Genomic DNA, 14392 nt, shown 5'->3' on the forward strand with positions numbered 1-14392 from the left:
GATGTTCGGCGCCGCAGCGGCAACCCCTGCGGCGCCAACAGCGTGTGGCTTTGGCTGTCGTCGAGCGCCAGGGGCGGGCAGGTCAGCGCGACATCGGGATAAACGCCACGCTCCCCCCGCACGCTGGTGAAACAGCCGCTCGCCATTGTCAGGCTGGGTGGTGATCACCTGATGATCCGCGCCCAGGTAGGCCAGGGGCGTGGGATCGTCCTTGGAGTACTGCGCGATGATAATCGTGTGTTGCGGATCGAAGCGGCGGCCGCTGGTGTGTTCCAGCCAGGTCATGAACGCAGCGCTGTCGCCCTGGCGGGGGAAGTCCTGGGTTTCGGCGACGTAGTAGAACGGCTGACCGCCGTTTTGCAGGTACATCGGCAGTTTGTTATCGACTTCCACCAGCACCATTTGCCATTGGTTCCATGGCGCGGTCTTCTCCGCTTGAGCTTGCACGTCCTCGACGAGACGCGTCACGCCGCCGTTGCCGTTGGTCCACGGGTACACCACGCCGAGCACCAGCAGCATCAGTGCGGCGGCAATGCCAAAGCCTTTCTGCCAGCGCGGCCAGCTGGCGGTTTTTTTCGCCAGCCGTTCGCTCAGCCACCAGGCTCCCAGCAACTGGGCGAACGGCACCAGCGGCAGCACGTAGTAACTGCGGCGGCTGCCGCTGGCGGTGAAGAACACGAACAGCAGGCCCAGGCCCCATACCAGCCAGCGCACGTTGGGCGGGGTCTGGCGCCAATGCCGCACGGCCAGCCACAGGCCGAGCAACCAGCACGGTGCCCAGGGCAGGGTGTAGGCGGGCAGGTAGATCAGATAGGTGTAGATCGGCCCCATATGGTCGAAGGGGTCGAAGAAACGCACGACGTTTTCGCGGAATACCAGAGCCAGCCCGCTTTCGCCGTAGGTCGGCGCTCCGTAGAAGTGCGACAGCACGAAGGGGATGGCATAGCACCCGGCGGCAATCAGCAGGGCCAGCACCAGGCGCAGGTTGAGGTGACGTTTGTAGCGGTGCTCGCTGAGCAGATGCGGCAGCAGCACCAGGCCTGGCAGCACAAAACCGATCAAGCCCTTGAACAGCGAGGTCGCGGCCAACAGCAGGAAAAACACCGTGTAACGCCACAACCGTGTGTCATCCGGCCCGCGCCAGTACCACCACACCGCCGCCAGCACGCCGCACACCGTGAGCACATCCGCCGTGGCCACGCGCGCCCAGAACAGGAAGTAGAAGGTGGTGGCGAGCATCCACCCGGCAATCAGCCCGGTGCCTTTGCGAAACAGGCGCTCGCCGATCAGGTACACCAGCCAGATGCTCAACCATCCGGCAATCACCGACGACAGGCGCAACGACCACGGCCCCAGGCCACCCATCAGGTTGGCGAACCCGCTGATCAGCCAGTAGGAGGGCAACGGCTTGTCGTAATACGGCGTGCCTTTGAGGTAGGGATCGAAGTAGTCACCGCTTTGCAGCATCTGCACGACGATGTTCGCCCAACGGGTTTCGGGCCCCCATAGGTCGCGACTGCCCAGGCCCAGCAGCAGGAGCAGGGCCGACACGCCCAGCAATAGCAGCAGGGCGCCACGTTCGGTTTTCCAGACACTCATGGACGGTTCCTAAGGGAGTTTTGGATAAAGGGTGAGCACCAGGTCGCCCTTGCGATAGCGCTTGCCGCCGGGTGGCAGTTGCCCTTCCTCAAGGTGTTCGCTGGTGCTCCTGACGCGCATCAGCACCCCGACCGCGCCTTGGCGGCGGGCTTCGGCCAGCCACGACTGGACGTCATCCAGCCCGACCTTGCGGTGTATGGTATCTGGGTATTGCAGGCCATATTGCAGCTCGCCTTCGGTGTCATAGAACGCGACATCCGACCGGTTCAGGCGCCAGGCCAGTGCGGATGCCGAGCCTAACTCGTTGCTCAGCAGTGCTTGGGTTTGCTGCAATTCTTCCAGGTGTTCAAGCACGAACTGATCGGGCATTTCGTTATTCGATATCCGCGCCGGCATACCCGCTGGCAGGAGTAGCACCAGCAAACCGATGCCCAGGGCCGGCGTCGCCCAGAGTGTCAGCGGGCGAAAGGCTTGCAGCAGGTTGGTCAGCACCCAGCCCAGCAGCACAATGAAGGTCAACGACAGGCTGAACATCTCCGCGTGGCTGTTGCCGTACAGCGGGTCGCCGATCTGCAGACAGATCAACGTCACCATCGCGGCCATGCCAAGCATGAAGTTGAGCAGGCCGTTGATGCAGATCGCGCGGGTTTTGCCCTGCTGTATCGCATCGATCAAGGCATGCCCCATCAACAACGCCAGCGGTAACAGGCACGGCATGATGTAGGTCGGCAGCTTGCCGCTGCTCAGGCTGAAGAAACCCAGCGGCAGCAGCATCCACAGGGCGAGAAAGGCCGTCGCCGGTTGGCGCTTTTCTTTCCAGGTCTGGTGCAGCGTGGTCGGTAGCAACCCCGCCCAGGGCAGGCACGAGACGACCATGATCGGCAGGAAGAACCACCACGGCCGCGCATGTTGTGCAGTGCCCGAAGCAAAACGGCGGATGTGCTCGTGCCAGAAGAAGAAATTCCAGTAGTCAGGCTCCTGCACATGGACCGCCCACACCCACGGCAGGCACACCAGGACTGCCACGACGATCGCCAGCGGGCCGTACCGCAGCAACTCACCCAGGCGCCGCTGCCAGAGCATATAAGGCACGGCAATCAGTACCGGCAGCAGCCACGCGAGGAAGCCCTTGGTCATGAAGCCCATCGCGCAGGCCAGCCCCAGCACGGCCCAAGCGCCGAGTCGGGCTCGCGGGGTGCGGCTGTCGAGGGCAAACCACAGCGCTACCAGGCTGAGGTTGACCCAGAAGGTGAACTGCGGATCAAGATTGGAGTAGCCGGCTTGCCCCGCCACCAGGCCGAAGCTCAAGTAGAGCAGGGCGCAGGCGAAGCTTTTGCGCGGGTCGTTCCACAGGCGGCGGGCGATCAGGTAGGCCAGCAGCACGCTCAGGCCGCCGGTCAACGCGGAGGCGATCCGCACACCGAACAGGTTCTGGCCGAACACCGACTGGCCGAGGGCGATCAGCCAGTAGCCGGCGGCGGGTTTTTCAAAATAACGCACGCCCATGAAATGCGGTGCGGTCCAATTGCCGCTCATGAGCATTTCCTGGCTGATCTGGGCGTAGCGGGTTTCATCGGGTATCCATAGACCGTGCAGGCCCAGGGGCAGGAGATAAAACGCGACGAAGGCCAGTAGCAGTAAGGGAAGGGGTTTGAATCGGGTCATGCGAACGTCGCTCCTTGACGTTTAAGTGCAGGAAAAGGATGTAAGGAAAAAGTGCGATAAAAGGTCACAGTGTTCACTAATGGGCTGAAAGTATTCATGACGTCCTTAACTAACAGGCGCAGTTAAACATGCCAGAAGTTGGCTGTCGTTTGGCTGAACATCTACCTCTTGTGTAGGTGAAAGTGTCTAAAGTTGCTTGAGCGCCTCTGGCCAGTCTCCGCTGTTTATAATGCCCACGGCCTTGAGCTTGCCGTTGCCCAGCACCTTGACGAATAACGCGCTGCCGTATTCGGTGGATTTGGCGTGGGGGAAGCCGAGGTCCCGTTCGATGTCGCTGATGCAGGCGCTGTGGGTAATCAGCACAAAGTTGTGCCCGGGTTGCTTGTGGCTGAGGATTTCCTCACCCATGGCATCGCCGCAGATCGATAGCGGGCTTGGCGACAGTTCGGTCTTGCCAAACATGAACAGCGAGGTTTGGGCGGTGCGGGTGGTCGGGCTGCTGAACACGTCTGTACCCTCCATGCCCAGTATTTTAAAGGCTTTGCCGATTTCGACGGCCTGTTGGGTGCCGTTGATCGTCAGGCCATCGGCGGGGCCGAAGCAAGGATTGGAGGAACGGTCACAGCGTTCTTCATGGCGGACCAGCACTACCAGATTGCCATCGCGCCAATTGGCCAGCAGACCTGAGGTCAGCAGGCGATTGGCCGTGCTCAGGTCCGGTGGCGATACAGGCCAGGCCAGCAAACCTGTCAGCAATGTGCCGAACAGGGCGAGCGCTGTCGTGCCCAGCCAGAGTTTTTTCAGGCGTTTTGCCCGAGCTTGATACGAACGCGGTTTGGTCAGGGTCAGGTTAACCACACTATTCACCGTGGGGATGTCAGGCAGCTTTTTATTAGTCAGGCACAACCGTTTGACTGGGCCCGTAGTGGAGCAAGAGCCTGTCATACAGTTGCTGTCTTTTTGCTGAAAACCGGAGCGTTAAAAGTTATGTGTGCCGACAACTAATAAGTTGAGCGTTATTGACGCTTGTTCGGCACTTTATTCGGTGGTCGGTAGGTAACCGGTGAAATGTATGTGAAAAATTTGCGTGGCGAGGGCGGTCAGCCGTTATCCTCGATTGCAGTCCACTGGCGAGCGAGCGTTCCCATGTTGCAAGTGCAAGGTGTCCATAAATGCTACGTCACTGCGCAGGGCCCGCTGACGGTATTGGCCGGGGTTGATCTGCACTTGGCGCAGGGTGGCAGCCTGGCGCTGATGGGCGAGTCCGGCAGCGGGAAAAGCACGCTGTTGCACCTGGTGGCCGGCTTGGATCGTGTCGACGGCGGCAGTATCTGCGTGGGTGAGCAGCGTCTGGATCAGATGAGCGAGCGGCAGTTGGCCGATTGGCGGCGCACTGAGATCGGCCTGGTGTTCCAGCAGTTCAACCTGATCGGCAGCTTGCGCGTCGACGACAACCTGGCGTTCCAGGCGCGCCTGGCGGGGCGCTTTGATCCGCGTTGGCAAGCGCAGTTGGTCGAGCGTCTGGGCCTGGGGGATCTGCTCAAGCGCTACCCGGAACAACTCTCCGGCGGCCAGCAGCAACGGGTGGCGGTGGGGCGGGCGCTGGCGTCTCGACCCGGCTTGCTGCTGGCGGACGAACCGACGGGCAATCTGGATGAGACCACCAGCGATGAGGTGCTGCAACTGCTGCTGGACCTGTTGCGCGACACCCCCACCAGCTTGTTGATGGTTACCCATAGCCCGCGCATTGCCGCACGGCTCGACCGGCAGGTGGTGTTGCACCGCGGCCACGTGCTGCCTGCGGACGTCGGCTGAGATGGCGGTGCTCTATTGGACTTTACGCGCGTTGCTCAGCCACTGGCGGCGCCACCCCGTGCAGTTTTTCAGTGTGCTGACCGGGCTGTGGCTGGCCACCGCGCTGCTGACCGGGGTGCAAGCGCTCAACAGCCAGGCGCGGGACAGCTACGCCCGAGCCAGTCAGTTGATCGGCGGCGAACCCCAGGCCAGCCTCAGCATGCCCGACGGTGCCAGCTTCCCCCAGGCGCTGTTTGCCCAGTTGCGCCGCGCTGGCTGGCCGGTGTCGCCGGTGGTGCAAGGGCGGGTGCAGCTCAAGGGGCATGAGGACCGGCGCCTGCAATTGATGGGCATCGATCCGGTGTCGCTGCCCGGCAGCGGCGCGGTGGCGGGGCAGCGCTTGAGCCAGGCGCAAATGGTCGCGTTCTTCGACCCGCCGGGGCGCACCTGGATCGCCCCACACACCTTGCAGGCGCTGGGGTTGCAGGCCGGTGAACGGCCGCTGACGGCCAGCGGGCAAGCCTTGCCGCCGTTGCAGGTTCAAGCGGACATGGCCCCCGGCCTGTTGCTGACCGACATCGGTTTTGCCCAACCGTTGCTGGACATGCCGGGGCGCCTGTCGCGGTTGTTGCTCGACACATCGTTCGCCGCCACCCATCCCACGCCGCCGGCCGGACTGCAACTCAAACAGGCGCAGGACAATAACCTCGCGCGCCTCACCGAAAGCTTTCACCTGAACCTGGATGCGCTGGGTTTTTTATCCTTTGTGGTCGGGCTGTTTATCGTCCATGCCGCCATCGGCCTGGCCCTGGAACAGCGGCGCGGGCTGCTGCGCACCTTGCGTGCTTGCGGAGTCAGCGGGCGGATGTTGCTCCTCGGCCTGGGCATGGAACTGGGCGCCCTGGCCCTGCTTGGCGGTGTGCTCGGTGTCGCCAGCGGCTATGTGCTCGCCAGTGTCTTGCTGCCGGATGTGGCCGCCAGCCTGCGCGGCCTGTACGGCGCTGAAGTGCCGGGGCAGTTGAGCCTCAGCCCATGGTGGTGGCTCGCCGGGTTGGGCCTGAGCCTGCTCGGGGCGTTGCTCGCCGGGGCCGGCAGTGTGTGGCGCGCGGCGCGCTTGCCGTTGCTGGCGTTGGCCAACCCTCAGGCCTGGCATGAGGCCCATGGGCGCTGGTTGCGGCGTCAGGGCCGGGTGGCGAGTGCGGCGTTGCTGATCGCGCTGTTGGCGCTATGGTGGGGCAACAGTCTGGCTGCCGGATTTGTGCTGATGGCGGCCTTGCTGCTCGGTGCCGCGTTGGGGCTGCCGGTGCTGCTCAATGCGCTGTTGAAAGCGCTGCTGGGACGCAGCCGCTCGGTACTCGGGCAGTGGTTTCTCGCCGACTGCCGCCAACAGTTGCCGGCCTTGAGCCTGGCGCTGATGGCGTTGCTGTTGGCGCTGGCGGCCAACATCGGCGCGGGTTCCATGACCTCGGGTTTTCGCCTGACCTTCAGCAATTGGCTGGAACAACGCCTCACCGCCGAGCTGTACCTCAACCCAAGCACCCCGGCCCAGGCCGACAGCTTGAATACCTGGCTCACGCAACAACCGCTGGTGCAGGCGGTGCTGCCCACCTGGCAGGTCGCCGTGCAATTACAGGGCTGGCCGGCGGATGTGTTTGGCGTGGTCGACGCGCCGACCTATCGCCAGCACTGGCCGTTGCTGGAAGCTGCGAGCGCGCCGTGGGACCAGTTGCTGCGCAGTGACACGCTGATGCTCAGCGAGCAACTGGCGCGGCGCTTGAATGTGCAAGTGGGCGACGCCGTCAACATCCCCACGCCCGACGGTGTGTGGTCGCCCCAGGTGGTGGGGATCTACGCCGACTATGGCAACCCCAAGGGCCACGTGCTGGTCAATGCACAGCACCTGTTGGCGCATTGGCCGACGCTGTCGCCGGCGCGCTTCAACCTGCGCGTACTGCCGCAAAACGTGGCGCCGCTGGTGCGTGAGGTGCAGCGCGAGTTCACCCTGGACGACAGCCGTATCGTTGACCAACAGACCCTCAAGGGTTGGTCGAGCCAAGTGTTCGAGCGCACCTTTGCCGCCACCGCCGCCTTGAACAGCCTGACGCTGGGCGTGGCGGGCGTGGCGCTGTTCATCAGCCTGCTGACCCAGAGCCAAAGCCGCCTCGGCCAACTCGCCCCGCTGTGGGCATTGGGCGTGACGCGCCGACAATTGATGCTGCTCAACCTGGGACAGACCTGGCTGCTCGCGGTGCTGACGCTGCTGCTGGCGTTGCCCTTGGGGTTGCTGTTGGCGTGGTGCCTGGATGCGGTGATCAATGTGCAGGCATTTGGCTGGCGCCTGCCGTTGCATATTTTTCCCTGGCAGCTGGCGCAACTACTGGGGCTGGCGTTGCTGGCCACGTTGCTGGCGTCGGCATGGCCATTGTGGCAGTTGTACCGCAGTCGCCCGGCGGATTTGTTGAGGACGTTTGCCCATGAAGATTAAGGCGCTGCTGTGCCTCGCTCTGTTGCTGGTGAGCGGCTGTGACAAAGCCCCGCGCCCGAGGAAAGTTTCGCCGGCCTGGGCAGTGATGCGGCGGATTTTGCCCAGGTGGTGCCCGGCAAGGTCTTCGCTTTTCCTGAGGACCACGGCCCTCACGCCGGTTTTCGCATCGAGTGGTGGTACGTCACCGCCAACCTGCAAGACGCCCAGGGCCATGTGTTCGGCGTGCAATGGACCTTGTTTCGCAATGCCCTCAAGGCCGGGCCGACGCAACCGGGCTGGCACGACTCAACGATCTGGCTCGGCCACGCCGCCGTCACCTCGGCCACCCGGCACTACGCCGCCGAGCGCTACGCCCGTGGCGGCGTCGACCAGGCCGGGGCCCGGGCCGCGCCGTTCAGTGCGTGGATCGACGACTGGAGCTTCGCCACCCGCCCAGGCGCCGCCGGCCCTTTGGCGGACATGCAACTCAAGGCCAGCGGTCCGCAATTCGCCTACGACTTGCAACTGACGTCCAGTCGCCCGTTGGTGCTGCAAGGTGACAACGGCTACAGCCGCAAGTCCGACCAAGGCCAGGCCTCGTACTACTACAGCCAGCCGTTTTTCACCGCCAACGGCAGCGTCAGCCTCGACGGCAAGGTGTACCAGGTCACGGGCCCGGCCTGGCTCGACCGCGAGTGGAGCAGCCAACCCCTGGCCGCCGGCCAGACCGGCTGGGACTGGTTTTCCCTGCACCTGGACCGTGGCGAGCAGTTGATGCTGTTTCGCGTAAGGCAAAAGGACGGCACGGGTTATCTCACCGGCACCTGGATCGACCGCGAGGGCCATACCCAAACCCTGCACAACGCCGATATCCAGCTTACGCCACTGGCCACCACTGACATCGACGGGCGACGTATCCCCACACGCTGGTCGCTGAAAATTCCCGGCAAGCAGTTGGATATCACCACCGATGCCGTCAACCCGAAGGCCTGGATGAACCTGAATATTCCGTACTGGGAAGGACCGGTGCAGTTTGAGGGTGGGGTTGGGTATCTGGAGATGACCGGGTATTAGCACTTTTCTGTAGGTGCTGATCCTCTTCTGCGTAGGCAACTTCCCAAATGTGATTTAGCCCCCTCGGACTTGTGCCGGGGCGGTGTTTGCTTGCTTATATTTCGACGCCAACTTCATCGCATCAAGGATGTAAGGCATGGCGCGGGGATACATCAACGACAAGCCAATCAGCTACAGCAGTTTGAAAACCTGGCTGATGGGCCACGGCATGAGCCGCCAGCACTCTGACCATTTTGATGTGTTGAATCATCACCTGCGCCGTGGGTGGGTGATACCGGGGCGGATGGTGATTGTTCCAGACACGGAGAGCGTCAGTTGTTCCTGGAATGAATCCTGGTGGGTGCGTTATGCCGAGGAAATTGATCGCAACCTGGAGCTGGACGCTGCGGCTGCACAGACGATGATCGATAACTACGACCTGCTGCAGAGCCTTCTGACGTATGGCTCGATAGGTATCGGCAGTGCGACATCGGCGTGGTCGCGGCACTTGGATGAAGTCGTGAATACGTTGGAGGAAATCGAACGTCTGCATCAACGCCTGAAAGCCGGCGGGTTGGATCGCCAGGCGTTTATCCGCCAGCGCCAAGTGCTGCTGGCGCTGCTGGGCACGCAACTGCGCGGTGCCGCACGATTTGGCACGGGATTGCGCGGCAATCAATCGCTGAAGAAGGTGCTGGGGATTTCGACCAAAAGCTATCTGAATAAAGGCGAGATCGCCGGGTATGCACAGCGCTTGAAGGCGATTTCGCAGACGTCGAAGTGGTTGGGCAAGGGCACTTATGTTGGGCTGGCGCTGGATGTGGGCGCAGCGGGTTTGGAGATCAAGGAGGCGTGTATGGTGGGGCGGGAGGCGCAGTGTCGGCGGGCGAAGTATGTGGAGATGGGGAGGTTGGCGGGTGGGGTTAAGGGGGGAGCTGTTCTTGGAACAGTCGGGGCGAAAGCAGCTCGTCGTGCATGCAACATGTTTCTGGGTATTGCTTTGAAAGGACGCGGTGCATTGGCGTGCGAAATTATTGGAGGCGCTGCTGGAGGGTATGTCGGAAGTAGTGAATTTGGCGATGAGGGTGCGTTTCTGGGTGGAAAGATCCTAGAGATCGATGGTGATTTGATATTCCAGCCAGAGGGGGCTTAACCATGGATTTTTTTCTCGTTTATTCCATTGTGTTGTTTGTTGGGATGTCTGTCGTCTTGGGACTGTTGCTATTTGCCGAATATACAAAACTCGACGAGTTGGAAAGTTACTTCAGTGAAAACGAAGAAGTTCGCAATAATAAGCGTTTTTGGCGACGAAACCAGTGGATCGACAGACAATATCGCATGATGCTGATTTTTGAATACCTTGCAGACTCTAAACGCCATGTGAAAGCCGGTCTTGTGACCGAAGCCGAACTGGCGTCTATTCCTTTAGCGCTCAAACGTTGGGTGTTGTGGCCCTATTACCTTGCGTTCATTTGGGCTATCGCAACGGTTGTTTGGTCGGTTTGGCGCAGGTGGTGCAACATTCCAATTTGAACGAGGGAGGGAGTTTAATGATGTCGTTTTTTCCTGCTTACACCCTTGTAATGTCTATTGGGACGTTCGTCGTCCTGGGACTGATGCTTTTTGCCAAACGTACAAAACTCGACGAGCTGGAAAGTTACTTCAGTGAAAACGCAGAGGTTCGTAAACGTAAGCAACTCTGGGGGCCAAGCCCACGGTTCGGCGGATTTCATCGCATGGGCCTGATGATTGATATCATGCTAATGTCAAAACGCTAAGTGAAAGAAGGTCTTGTGACTGAGGAAGAGTTGGCCTGCGTTCCGTTATCACTTAAGCGTTGGGCCGTGTGGCCATATCGCCTTGCGATGATTTTGGCTATTAGCTGGGGCTATTGGTGCACTTGGTTCTAGTGGTCGCTCGTTTTCCTACACCTGAGCAGTTGATGCTGTTTCGCGTAAGGAAAAAGGACAGTACGGGTTACTTCACCGGCACCTGGAACGACCGCGAAGGTCAACCCAAACCCTGCACAACGCCGCTGTCCATAACTGAAGCTGTCAACTCGAAGGCCTGGATATTCCGTACTGGCAAGGGCCGGTGCAGTTTGAAGGTGGGGTTTCTAGGCGGCAAGATCATAGAGATCGATGGTGATTTGATCTTTCAACCAGAGGGGGCCTGACTATGGATTTTTTTCTCGTCTATACCATTGTGCTGTTTGTTGGGATGTCTATCCTCTTGGGACTGATGCTATTTGCCGAATATAAAAAACTCGATGAGTTGGAAAGTTACTTCAGTGAGAACGAAAAGGTTCGTTACCATAAGCGATTTTGGAAAAGAAATCAGCGGATCGACAGATTTCATCGGATGGGCCTGATGATTGATTTTCTATCAAACCCAAAACCCTTTTTGAAAGCAGGTCTTGTGACCGAGGCCGAGCTGGCGTCTGTTCCTATAGCGCTCAAGCGTTGGGCGTTGTGGCCATATCGCATTTCTTATATCTGGCTTGTTGCATTAGGCGTTTGGTCCGTTTGGTATAAGTGGTGATGAATATTTCCTATGCTACGATGTCGTTGTTTCTTGCCTACACCATTGTAATGATTATTGGGGCGTTCGTCGTCCTGGGACTGATGCTTTTTGCCAAACGTACAAAACTCGACGAGCTGGAAAGTTACTTCAGTGAAAACGCAGAGGTTCGTAAACGTAAGCAACTCTGGGGGCCAAACCCACGGTTCGGCGGATTTCATCGCATGGGCCTGATGATTGATATCCTGCTAATGTCAAAACGCTACGTGAAAGAAGGTCTTGTGACTGAGGAAGCGTTGGCCTGCGTTCCGTTATCACTTAAGCGTTGGGCCGTGTGGCCATATCGCCTTGCGATGATTTTGGCTATTAGCTGGGGCTATTGGTGCACTTGGCTCTAGTGGTCGCTCGTTTTCCTACACCTGAGCAGTTGATGCTGTTTCGCGTAAGGAAAAAGGACAGTACGGGTTACTTCACCGGCACCTGGAACGACCGCGAAGGTCAACCCAAACCCTGCACAACGCCGCTGTCCATAACTGAAGCTGTCAACCCGAAGGCCTGGATATTCCGTACTGGCAAGGGCCGGTGCAGTTTGAAGGTGGGGTTTCTCGGCGGCAAGATCATAGAGAACGATGGTGATTTGATCTTTCAACCAGAGGGGGCCTGACTATGGATTTTTTTCTCGTCTATACCATTGTGCTGTTTGTTGGGATGTCTATCCTCTTGGGACTGATGCTATTTGCCGAATATAAAAAACTCGACGAGTTGGAAAGTTACTTTAGTGAGAACGAAAAGGTTCGTTACCATAAGCGATTTTGGAAAAGAAATCAGCGGATCGACAGATTTCATCGGATGGGCCTGATGATTGATTTTCTATCAAACCCAAAACCCTTTTTGAAAGCAGGTCTTGTGACCGAGGCCGAGCTGGCGTCTGTTCCTATAGCGCTCAAGCGTTGGGCACTGTGGCCGTATCGTCTTTCTTTTATTTGGCTGATCGCATCAGTCGTTTGGGAAATTTGGTACCGATGGTAGCTCACCTGTCCTCACCGCCACCTGGATGAACCTGAGTATTCCGTACTGGAAGGGTCGGTGAGGTTTAAGGGCTCTGGAGATGACCAGGTATTAGCACTTTTCTGTAGGCGCCGATCTTCTTCTGTGTAGGCAACTTCCTAAATGTGATTGAGCCCCCTGGGGCTTGTGTCCGGACAGTATTCGCTTGCCTATATTTCGACGCCAACTTCATTGGTGATTTGATATTCCAGCCAGAGGGGGCTTAACCATGGATTTTTTTCTCGTTTATTCCATTGTGTTGTTTGTTGGGATGTCTGTCGTCTTGGGACTGCTGCTATTTGCCGAATATACAAAACTCGACGAGTTGGAAAGTTACTTCAGTGAAAATGAAGAAGTTCGCAACAACAAGCGCTTTTGGGGACGAAACCAATGGATCGACAGACAATATCGCATGATGCTGATTTTTGAATACCTTGCAGACTCTAAACGTCATGTGAAAGCCGGTCTTGTGACCGAAGCCGAACTGGCGTCTATTCCTTTAGCGCTCAAACGTTGGGTGTTGTGGCCCTATTACCTTGCGTTCATTTGGGCTATCGCAACGGTCGTTTGGTCGGTTTGGCGCAGGTGGTGCAACGTCATCATCTGAAAGGCACTGCATTTCTTTCAAAAATACTGTACATACATACAGTAATATCCTACAGTCCATCCCAGGTGACCGGATGTCACCTGACCTTCAGTTTTTAACTATGGATGGATAAAAAATGAAATCGAAAAAAAACCTTATGCTGGGTGCAGCCATGGCGGCCTCCTGCTTCGTTTCGGCCTTCGCCCTGGCCGAGCAATACCCTCACCTGGCTGCGCAAGCGCTTCAACCCAGCGTCAAACAGGCGTTGAAATCCAGTGCAAAAATCGCCGCCAACAAGGCTCCCACGGCGCTGAAACAGCAACTGCGGGCAGGCGCTCAGTCGAAGAAAGCGGTATTCGCCGCGAAGGCCAAGGCCGACTCGGTGGTGGAAGACAACACCGCGCCGGCCCCCGTCACCCAAGTACAGAAAGCCACTGCCAAACAGGCTGCTGCAGTGCAGGCGGCGCTGGTTCAGGGCTGTGAAACCACGCTGGATGTCAACGCGCTCTATACGATCACCGGCGTGCAAACCGGCGACCTGCTGTGCTACCACTTCAACCTGCCGAAGAAGGCCCGGATCAACGCTCTGCTGGTCAGCCAGACGACGGGCACCGACATGTCGTTGACCTTGTTTCAGGACGACGGCCAGGGCAATCCGCTGCCCTTGGGCACCTCCAATAACCCGGGCACCGCTGATGAGAGCCTTGGCGGCGTGGTGCCGGCCGGTGATTACTACTGGTTCATGGAAGCCAACGCGGCGGTCCAGGGGTCGGGCTTTCAGTTCGGTGTGGCGGTCGATACCAACCTCGACGCCTTCGAACCCAATGACACGCCGGACACCGCCTTCAAACTGCCTGACACGCTGAACTACATCAGTGGCAATGCCGACAGTCTCGATGACGTTGATTACTTCGACTTCACCGCAGTACGTGGCCAGAGCGTGGGGATCGCATTGACTGCCGACGCCGCCAGCGGCAGCGCGCGGGGCAAATGGATACTGGAGCGTTTCGATGGCGCGCAGTGGGTCACCGTGGGCGCGAATGTGCTATCGACCTCGATCCCGAGCCCTGGCGTCGGAGGGGTGGTCAAGGTGCGCGTGCGTCCGAACCAGCACCCGAACGAACCGTGGAGCGCGACGGGCAAATACAACCTGTCGCTGGGTTCCAGCCTGCGGGTGAACAGCCCTGATGTAAAAGGCGAGGCGAACGTGTTGCGCATCCCGTTCTCCGCTTCCAATGTGGGCTATGGCTACATGACCACCCAAGCCTATCGCGACCTGACTTGGACCATGGGCCTGTCGGACAGCACCGGTGCGCCGCTGGTAGGGCTGCATCCGATTGTGTATCTCGATCAGCATATCAACCCGGACACCGGCAATATCGTCTACAAGGCCTACTCGGCGGCCACCGACAGCTCGGGTCAAGCCAGCGGCACGATCAACGTGGGCACGTGCTCCGGTGATTTCCAGACCACTTTTGTCGATTATGCCCAGGGCTACAAAAACACCTGGCGCAGCGACTTTAACTACGGCGTGTGGCGCATGGAAGTACTGGAGTATCCGGGCATCGGTGTCGGTGGTGACAATGTCGAGTACGTCAGCTTCGGCCACTTGTGCAAACAGACGCTGCTCAGCAGCACCAAGAGCTGATGCAGTAAACCGGTAG

13 protein-coding genes and 3 pseudogenes are annotated in these 14392 nt (G+C 59.1%); 13 read left to right on the forward strand and 3 right to left on the reverse strand.

What is annotated here, in order from left to right; all coding sequences use genetic code 11:
- Nucleotides 1–82 precede the first annotated feature (82 nt).
- From C5F70_RS04795 to C5F70_RS04805, 3 genes and pseudogenes are all read right to left on the reverse strand, one after another.
- Nucleotides 83–1599: pseudogene (locus C5F70_RS04795) on the reverse strand (ArnT family glycosyltransferase).
- 9 nt (nt 1600–1608) lie between these two features.
- Nucleotides 1609–3264 (reverse strand): lipid IV(A) 4-amino-4-deoxy-L-arabinosyltransferase, encoded by a 1656-nt coding sequence (arnT, locus tag C5F70_RS04800; protein ID WP_104902809.1) that lies wholly within the window; start codon nt 3262–3264, stop codon nt 1609–1611.
- A 186-nt stretch (nt 3265–3450) separates the two neighbouring features.
- A complete protein-coding gene (locus tag C5F70_RS04805) occupies nt 3451–4131 on the reverse strand; it encodes a histidine phosphatase family protein (RefSeq protein WP_104902810.1) in 681 nt (226 codons plus the stop codon).
- Nucleotides 4132–4410: 279 nt separating this feature from the next.
- Between C5F70_RS04805 and C5F70_RS04810 the strand changes: the two genes are divergently transcribed.
- From C5F70_RS04810 to C5F70_RS04870, 13 genes and pseudogenes are all read left to right on the forward strand, one after another.
- Complete coding sequence (locus C5F70_RS04810; RefSeq protein ID WP_104902811.1) at nt 4411–5079, forward strand: ABC transporter ATP-binding protein; 669 nt, start codon at nt 4411–4413, stop codon at nt 5077–5079.
- A 1-nt stretch (nt 5080) separates the two neighbouring features.
- Nucleotides 5081–7543, forward strand: a complete 2463-nt coding sequence (locus C5F70_RS04815) for an FtsX-like permease family protein (RefSeq protein ID WP_104902812.1) — start codon at nt 5081–5083, stop codon at nt 7541–7543.
- Nucleotides 7533–8596 (forward strand): annotated as a pseudogene (locus C5F70_RS04820) (lipocalin-like domain-containing protein). Before C5F70_RS04815 ends, C5F70_RS04820 begins: the two are co-directional and overlap by 11 nt.
- A 136-nt stretch (nt 8597–8732) precedes the next feature.
- The gene (locus tag C5F70_RS04825; RefSeq protein WP_104902813.1) at nt 8733–9728 is read left to right on the forward strand and encodes a hypothetical protein; all 996 of its coding nucleotides are present in this window, start codon (nt 8733–8735) and stop codon (nt 9726–9728) included.
- Between the two features lie 2 nt (nt 9729–9730).
- Complete coding sequence (locus C5F70_RS04830) at nt 9731–10108, forward strand: hypothetical protein (protein WP_104902814.1); 378 nt, start codon at nt 9731–9733, stop codon at nt 10106–10108.
- Nucleotides 10109–10128: 20 nt separating this feature from the next.
- Entirely contained in the window at nt 10129–10353 is a 225-nt protein-coding gene (locus tag C5F70_RS31430; RefSeq protein WP_371920059.1) for a hypothetical protein, read from the forward strand.
- Between the two features lie 164 nt (nt 10354–10517).
- Complete coding sequence (locus C5F70_RS04840) at nt 10518–10751, forward strand: hypothetical protein (RefSeq protein WP_104902815.1); 234 nt, start codon at nt 10518–10520, stop codon at nt 10749–10751.
- 2 nt (nt 10752–10753) lie between these two features.
- Nucleotides 10754–11116 (forward strand): hypothetical protein, encoded by a 363-nt coding sequence (locus C5F70_RS04845; RefSeq protein ID WP_046490582.1) that lies wholly within the window; start codon nt 10754–10756, stop codon nt 11114–11116.
- Nucleotides 11116–11493 (forward strand): hypothetical protein, encoded by a 378-nt coding sequence (locus C5F70_RS04850; protein ID WP_371920060.1) that lies wholly within the window; start codon nt 11116–11118, stop codon nt 11491–11493. The genes C5F70_RS04845 and C5F70_RS04850 overlap by 1 nt, the downstream gene beginning before the upstream one ends.
- Before the next feature lie 26 nt (nt 11494–11519).
- A pseudogene (locus C5F70_RS04855) lies at nt 11520–11731 on the forward strand (hypothetical protein); the annotation flags it as partial.
- Between the two features lie 30 nt (nt 11732–11761).
- Nucleotides 11762–12124, forward strand: a complete 363-nt coding sequence (locus C5F70_RS04860) for a hypothetical protein (protein ID WP_104902816.1) — start codon at nt 11762–11764, stop codon at nt 12122–12124.
- A gap of 247 nt (nt 12125–12371) precedes the next feature.
- Entirely contained in the window at nt 12372–12749 is a 378-nt protein-coding gene (locus C5F70_RS04865) for a hypothetical protein (RefSeq protein WP_104902817.1), read from the forward strand.
- Between the two features lie 115 nt (nt 12750–12864).
- Complete coding sequence (locus tag C5F70_RS04870; protein ID WP_104902818.1) at nt 12865–14376, forward strand: hypothetical protein; 1512 nt, start codon at nt 12865–12867, stop codon at nt 14374–14376.
- Nucleotides 14377–14392: the final 16 nt, after the last annotated feature.

The organism is Pseudomonas sp. LH1G9 (assembly GCF_002949975.1).
Classification (GTDB): Bacteria; Pseudomonadota; Gammaproteobacteria; order Pseudomonadales; family Pseudomonadaceae; genus Aquipseudomonas; species Aquipseudomonas veronii.

Bases quoted from the DNA above. Each gene is read 5' to 3' on its own strand.
- C5F70_RS04830 (WP_104902814.1), top strand. From the start codon at position 9,731: ATGGATTTTTTTCTCGTTTATTCCATTGTGTTGTTTGTTGGGATGTCT.
- C5F70_RS04845 (WP_046490582.1), top strand. From the start codon at position 10,754: ATGGATTTTTTTCTCGTCTATACCATTGTGCTGTTTGTTGGGATGTCT.
- C5F70_RS04850 (WP_371920060.1), top strand. From the start codon at position 11,116: ATGAATATTTCCTATGCTACGATGTCGTTGTTTCTTGCCTACACCATT.
- arnT (WP_104902809.1), bottom strand. From the start codon at position 3,264: ATGACCCGATTCAAACCCCTTCCCTTACTGCTACTGGCCTTCGTCGCG.
- C5F70_RS04815 (WP_104902812.1), top strand. From the start codon at position 5,081: ATGGCGGTGCTCTATTGGACTTTACGCGCGTTGCTCAGCCACTGGCGG.
- C5F70_RS04810 (WP_104902811.1), top strand. From the start codon at position 4,411: ATGTTGCAAGTGCAAGGTGTCCATAAATGCTACGTCACTGCGCAGGGC.
- C5F70_RS04865 (WP_104902817.1), top strand. From the start codon at position 12,372: ATGGATTTTTTTCTCGTTTATTCCATTGTGTTGTTTGTTGGGATGTCT.
- C5F70_RS31430 (WP_371920059.1), top strand. From the start codon at position 10,129: ATGTCGTTTTTTCCTGCTTACACCCTTGTAATGTCTATTGGGACGTTC.
- C5F70_RS04840 (WP_104902815.1), top strand. From the start codon at position 10,518: ATGCTGTTTCGCGTAAGGAAAAAGGACAGTACGGGTTACTTCACCGGC.
- C5F70_RS04870 (WP_104902818.1), top strand. From the start codon at position 12,865: ATGAAATCGAAAAAAAACCTTATGCTGGGTGCAGCCATGGCGGCCTCC.
- C5F70_RS04860 (WP_104902816.1), top strand. From the start codon at position 11,762: ATGGATTTTTTTCTCGTCTATACCATTGTGCTGTTTGTTGGGATGTCT.
- C5F70_RS04825 (WP_104902813.1), top strand. From the start codon at position 8,733: ATGGCGCGGGGATACATCAACGACAAGCCAATCAGCTACAGCAGTTTG.